Genomic DNA, 5,670 nt, shown 5'->3' with positions numbered 1-5,670 from the left:
GTTAACCTCGGTGTAATTGATGGCGAAGGTATCGGCACCGCCCTCGGCGGCGGTTGGCGCGGCGCGGGCTGGGTTATGATAGGCGACAAACAACGCGCCGGCGATTGCCAAGGCGGTTATTGCGCGGCAAGGGGTTTTTGCTGTTATGTTTTTCATGATATTCCCAACATCCTAATATGAGAGAGGAGATTAGAGATTGACAATGCCAGCCACCCGCTTAAACAACCTCGGTCATTCGTTGGCTATAGCCAACGACGATGCGCCACAACCCAAAAAACGACCTAGAACGTATATCGCGCCGCCAGGTCGATGCCGCCATACCAAAATAATTTGTCGACAGCGTTGTAATCGGTGGTGAAGGTGCCGACGCCTTCGGCCGACGCCTTTTGGTTGGCCTTGTTATAATTATCGCTGTAACCACCGGGCACGATGTAAAACTTCCCAGTAACACTCAAGGTTATATTTTTTGCTGGGCTGTAATCCACCGCCAAGCTGGGGATAATCACGGCGCGGGTTTGGCCGGTGTTATCGCTGGTTGGAATAAATTGGCCTAGGCCCCGGCCGAGCTTATTAATTTTTGTCGCAAGCTCGCCACCTTGACTATCGGAAAAACTTATATCGCGTTTGACATCATGCAACCACACGCCGGCCGCAATGCCCGGGGTAATGCTTAACAGGCCGTTTGCCATAACCGGAATGGCGTATTTCAACCCCAAGGTAATGGGGGCGAATGTTTCTTGATTGTTGACGTTGGTGATGTAACTGGTGTTGGCGGCCTCGGGGAAGAATGTTCTTACCAACGCGCCATTGCCCGTGGTGGCATATTGCTGGCTGACGCTACCCTTGCCGCCGTAAAATTGATAATCGGCCGCCAGGTCGATAAGAAAATTTTGAATCCGATAGCCAAGGTTTATACCAACCCCGTCGCCAACCCCGACACCGATGACCGATGCCCCCTTGGTGTATTTTGGGTCGACAAGAAACACCTGCGCGCTGGCGCCGATATAAAACCCGTCTTTTGATGCGGGCAAATAGGTGGTTGTTTTGGCTGGGGCTTTGTCAGTCGCCGTCGATATTACTGATTCTGTGGCGGCATGCGCCAGGTTACTATGCGCCATGCCAAGCAAAGCACCGATGGTTGCGGCGGCGGTTATCGATTGGTGAATGGATTTTGCTGTGATATTTTTCATGATGTTCCTAACTTGATTTGTTTACAAGGTTATGGTGAGACGAACAGGCTACCCCAATTCATTATCTCGCGGGGTTTGTAGCACCGCGCGCGGCACCCGCGCTTAACAATGCCAGCCAATCGCCGGTTGTGGTTTTACATGGTATGACCTAGGAGCTGTCTAGAAAACATATTGCACCCCAAGGTTCAAGCCGCCATACCAAAATGATTTTTTAACCGCATTGTGGGTGGGGGACAGGCCGAGCGGTAAGGAATTATTGTCAAACCGTGGGTCGGTGCTGACGCTGACCGCTGTGCCCGGGTCGTTTGCCGTGTTTGCGGCGGCCACGTTGCGTTGGCTGGCGCTGTAATTATCGCTGTAACCGCCGGGCACGATGTAAAATTTACCGGCCAGGCTAACGCTCAAATTGGGCAATGGGTTGTAATCCAGCGATAAGCTGGGCACTATCACGCCACGGGTTTCGGTTGCCTTGTCGGTTGTTGTCCAAGGGGTGGTGCCGGTGGTCGTCATGGTGATGGTGCGATCGATGGTGTGAAGCCACACGCCGCCGGCCAGGCCCGGTGTCAGGCTGATGATATTTTTTGGCGCCAGGGCGATTGAATATTTCAAGCCCAGGGTAATGGGGATAAACCCTTCCTTGCTTTTTATCGTGGTGGTAATCTCGGCGCCGGTTGGTGGTCCCTCCGTGTTATAGGCGCCATAGCGTGCCGCGCTGACGCCCTTCGTCATGGCATCGGCTATGCTGTTGATGCTATCCTTTTGTGCCTGGAGCGCGCCATTGGCGTTGTTGCTGACCTGGGAGTCGCTGGCGGCATCATCGGGCGTGCCAACGGCAAAATTGGTAACAACGCTTTGTCGGCCGGAATTAAATCGCGCATTGCTCTCGCCCAGAACCTTGACCAGTGCTGGGTCGGGGTTGTTGTAACCATCAAGGAAGGCCTGCCCGGCGCGCAACGCCCTTAACCATTGCCGGCCGTCGGCGGTGGTTGTTTGGGCGAATGTGCCATCGTTACCCCAGGATTGATAATCGACAGCGAAATCGATGAGGAAGTTTTTGATTTTATAACCCAAGGACAAACCGCCGCCGCCGCCAACCCCAAGGGTTGATAGGCCGCGCGTAAAATTTTTGTTAACGAAAATAACCTCGGCGTTTGGTGCCAAATAAAATCCGTCTTTTGCATCGGGCTCAGCAACGTGTTTTTTTGCAGGTTTTTCGACCGATGTTGTCGGCGTTGGCGTAGCGCCATTGCCGGTTTGTGCCTGGGCCGTGCCGGCCAATGAAATGCCGATAATTGCCGAGGCCAATAATAATTGTTTACATGTTTTACGCATATGGGAATTCTCCTAAAAAAAATAATTGGCGGGTGGGGGTCGCCGGTTGTTAAAAAGTTTTGTAGCGTCTTCACGCTACATTAAAAATTTTAGGCGGAATTTATTGTTCGTTGCTTGACAGAAAAAGCCATAAATCGCCCTATCGCTTCTATGTTTGAGGGCATAAACTTGCCCTATTGCTAACGCTGCTTGATGGCATATAGGCTTAAAAAATATATTGAACAGCTAGATTAAGCCCGCCATACCACATGAATTTGTTGGTCGCGTTGCGCGCGGAATCCAACCCCAGCGGTAGGGTATTATTGTCGAAATAGGCATTGTCTTGCGGGTCGCTCATTCTGTAACCGCTTTTGTCGGTCGTGGCGGCGATGGCCTGCGTCGCCTGTTGCACCGCGCTGTAATTATCGCTGTAGCCATTTGGCACGAGGTAAAATTTTCCGGCCAGGCTGACGGTTAAATCGGGCAGGGGGTTATAATCCAGCGATAAACTGGGGACAATAACACCGCGCACTTGGGTTACATTATCGGTCGAGGATTGGGCAAAGGGCGTCGCGCCATAAACCGGGGTAAAGGTCGTGTTGAGCGCGCGCCGCACCGTGTGAATCCAAACACCCGCGGCAAGGCCCGGGGTGATACTGAACATGTTTTTTGGTGCAATGGCGAAGGCATATTTCAGCCCTAAGGTGACGGGGATAAAGGATTCATGGTTGGTTATGTTGGTGCTTACGCCGGTGGTGATATCGACAAGTGCGACATCTTGGTATTTACGGCGGTCGCGTTGGGTGACCGCGCCGCGCCGCGCGTTACGCACCCCGACCGTTGCCGCGTCTTGGCCATTTTCTATCATGGCGCGTTGTTCCTCTATACTGGAAATAACCATTTCCGGCAGGTTGTGGGTGTAAGCACTTTTAAGGTTGGTTCCGACCCGCTCTTCTTGCGCCTCCTTCATTTCGGCCAAGCTGTGTGGCCCTGGGTTGTTGGGGAAAGATGCGGCAACCGCCTCCTCGCCGGCGTTAATCGCATCATCGTTGCTTTTGCCCTGCTGGATGGCGGTGTTGTAACCCTGCAAAAAAGCATCGCCGGCAATGTCACCATTTAGCCAGCGCGTGCCATCGGGCGATGTAGCCCCATCGGTCATCCCCTTGGTGCTGAAGGCTTGGTAATCGATATTAAAATCGATGGATAGGTTTTTGATTTTGTAACCCAAGGCCAAGCCGCCGCCGCCGCCGACTATTGGCTTATTGCTTAAACCACGGGTAAAGTTTTTATCGATAAAGATAAGTTCGGCATTGGGGGTTATATAAAACCCGTCTTTTGTATTTGGCGCGGTGGTTTGCGCCCGCGCCGTGCCGAGTGAGGCCATGCCAATAATTGCGGAGGCCAATAATAAATATTTATATTTTTTGTGCATGAAAATTGCTGTCAAAAGAATGGGGTTGGTAAAAATAATTTATTGCAAGTGCCAAGACCCCCGCCATTGCATCGCGTATTAAAACACGCATGCTGGCCCATGGCTTGGCGACGACAGCCATAAATTGGTCATATAAATTTGCCCTATCGCTAACGCTGCTTGAGGGCATAAATTTGCCCTATCGCTAACGCTGTGAGGGCATGGATGCTTAAAAAATATATTGAACGACCAGATTAACCCCGCCATACCACAGGAATTTGTTGGTCGCGTTGCGGGCGGGGCTCAACCCCAGCGGTAAAGTATTATTGTCCAAATAGGCATTGTCTTGCGCGTCGCTCATTCTGTAACCGCTTTTGTTGGTCGCGGCGATGGCCTGCGCCGCCTGTTGCGCCGCGCTGTAATTATCGCTGTAACCATTTGGCACGAGGTAAAATTTACCGACCAGGCTGATGTTCATGCTGGGCCAGGGGTTGTAATCAAGCGATAAACTGGGGACGATAACCGCGCGCACCTGCGTTGCTTTATCGGTTGATGATTGCGATATGGATACGCCCGTGTAGTTGTGATAAATTGTTGTGCTAAGGTTACGCCGCACCGTGTGAATCCAAACACCCGCGGCAAGGCCGGGGGAGAGGCTGAACATATTTTTTGGCGCAATGGCGAAGGCATATCTTACCCCTAGCGTAACGGGGAAGAAGGCCTCGCGGCTGTTTATGTCGGTGGTAACGGTGGAGATGCCGGGGACGATATCATCTGCGCTATCGGGGTGATAGGCGCTGTAACCGCCGCGCCGCGCGTTACGCAGGCCGATGGTTGTTGCCTCTTGTGCATTGGTGATGAGGGCGCGCTGTTCATCGATAGCTGATACTACCTTTTCGCCCACGCTTGGCGTTTCGGCGAAAAGCTTGAGGGCCGCGTCCCCACCGGCGGTGACGGCTTCATTGTTGCTTTTGCCTTGTTGGATGGCGGTGTTGTAACCTTGCAAAAATGCATTGCCGGCCATATTGGCGGTGAACCACTGCGACCCGTTCTCGCTCGTTACCTCACTGGTCGCACCTTTAAGGCTGAATGCTTGGTAATCAACATTAACATCGATAATGAAGTTTTTTATTTTGTAACCTAATGCCCAAGCCAATCCCATGCTAACTTTTCTTTTACCTAAACCACGGGTGAATGCTTTATCAATGAAAAACACACCAAATTGTTCGGGCGCGAGGTAAAAACCATCTTTCGAGGTTGGCCTATCGGCGGTTTTTTTGTCAGCCTGTTTATTAGGTTGCTTGGCAGGCGTGGTTGCCGGCGGTGTGGCGTCAGGGTTATTAGGGTTAGTTTCGGGGGCAGTTTGGCCTTGCGCCGCGCCAGATAACCCCATGCCGATAATTGCCAAAGTCAATAACAATGGTGCGAATCTTTTCTGCATAAAAATTTATTTTGTAATTGATAGATATATTAAAAAGTAGCGCGCCCTTGTCACCACCTGCTGTCCATTTAGTTTAAACGCGAATCGCTGGCCAAGACTTGGCCGCCATGGACAAATAATTGTTAATTACGGGTAAAAAAAAACCTGCCGGCATTTCTGCCGACAGGTTTTTTTCAATAAATAGAAAACCTATTTTTTAATCGATGATTAAACGATTAGAACTTGTATTGTCCGGCCAGGGTTATTGCGCCATACCAGAAGAATTTATTCTTGCGGTTGTTCTCGCCCTCTAACCCGAATGGCAAGTCATCGCTTGC

Annotated in this window: 5 protein-coding genes (1 of these 5 running past the window's edge); all 5 read right to left on the bottom strand. The window is 51.4% G+C overall.

The window, feature by feature from the left end:
• Window positions 1-281: 281 nt before the first annotated feature.
• Entirely contained in the window at window positions 282-1,190 is a 909-nt protein-coding gene (locus QM529_04205) for a hypothetical protein (GenBank protein ID MDI9313860.1), read from the bottom strand.
• Window positions 1,191-1,349: 159 nt separating this feature from the next.
• A complete protein-coding gene (locus QM529_04200; GenBank protein ID MDI9313859.1) occupies window positions 1,350-2,522 on the bottom strand; it encodes a hypothetical protein in 1,173 nt (390 codons plus the stop codon).
• 205 nt (window positions 2,523-2,727) lie between these two features.
• Complete coding sequence (locus QM529_04195; protein MDI9313858.1) at window positions 2,728-3,933, bottom strand: hypothetical protein; 1,206 nt, start codon at window positions 3,931-3,933, stop codon at window positions 2,728-2,730.
• A gap of 208 nt (window positions 3,934-4,141) precedes the next feature.
• Complete coding sequence (locus QM529_04190) at window positions 4,142-5,353, bottom strand: hypothetical protein (GenBank protein ID MDI9313857.1); 1,212 nt, start codon at window positions 5,351-5,353, stop codon at window positions 4,142-4,144.
• A gap of 215 nt (window positions 5,354-5,568) precedes the next feature.
• On the bottom strand, window positions 5,569-5,670 hold the end of the coding sequence (locus QM529_04185) for a hypothetical protein (protein ID MDI9313856.1). Its footprint extends 1,128 nt past the window's final position; the window shows 102 of its 1,230 coding nt (coding positions 1,129-1,230); its start codon lies off the right edge, out of view; its stop codon occupies window positions 5,569-5,571.

Origin of the sequence: Hydrotalea sp. (assembly GCA_030054115.1) — a bacterium.
Taxonomy (GTDB): Bacteria; Pseudomonadota; Alphaproteobacteria; order JASGCL01; family JASGCL01; genus JASGCL01.
The sequence above is the reverse complement of the archived record's forward strand: the minus strand, read 5'-3'. Positions and strand labels throughout refer to the sequence as shown.

Coding starts and splice junctions, on each gene's coding strand:
- QM529_04205 (MDI9313860.1), bottom strand. CDS start 1,190: ATGAAAAATATCACAGCAAAATCCATTCACCAATCGATAACCGCCGCC.
- QM529_04195 (MDI9313858.1), bottom strand. CDS start 3,933: ATGCACAAAAAATATAAATATTTATTATTGGCCTCCGCAATTATTGGC.
- QM529_04200 (MDI9313859.1), bottom strand. CDS start 2,522: ATGCGTAAAACATGTAAACAATTATTATTGGCCTCGGCAATTATCGGC.
- QM529_04190 (MDI9313857.1), bottom strand. CDS start 5,353: ATGCAGAAAAGATTCGCACCATTGTTATTGACTTTGGCAATTATCGGC.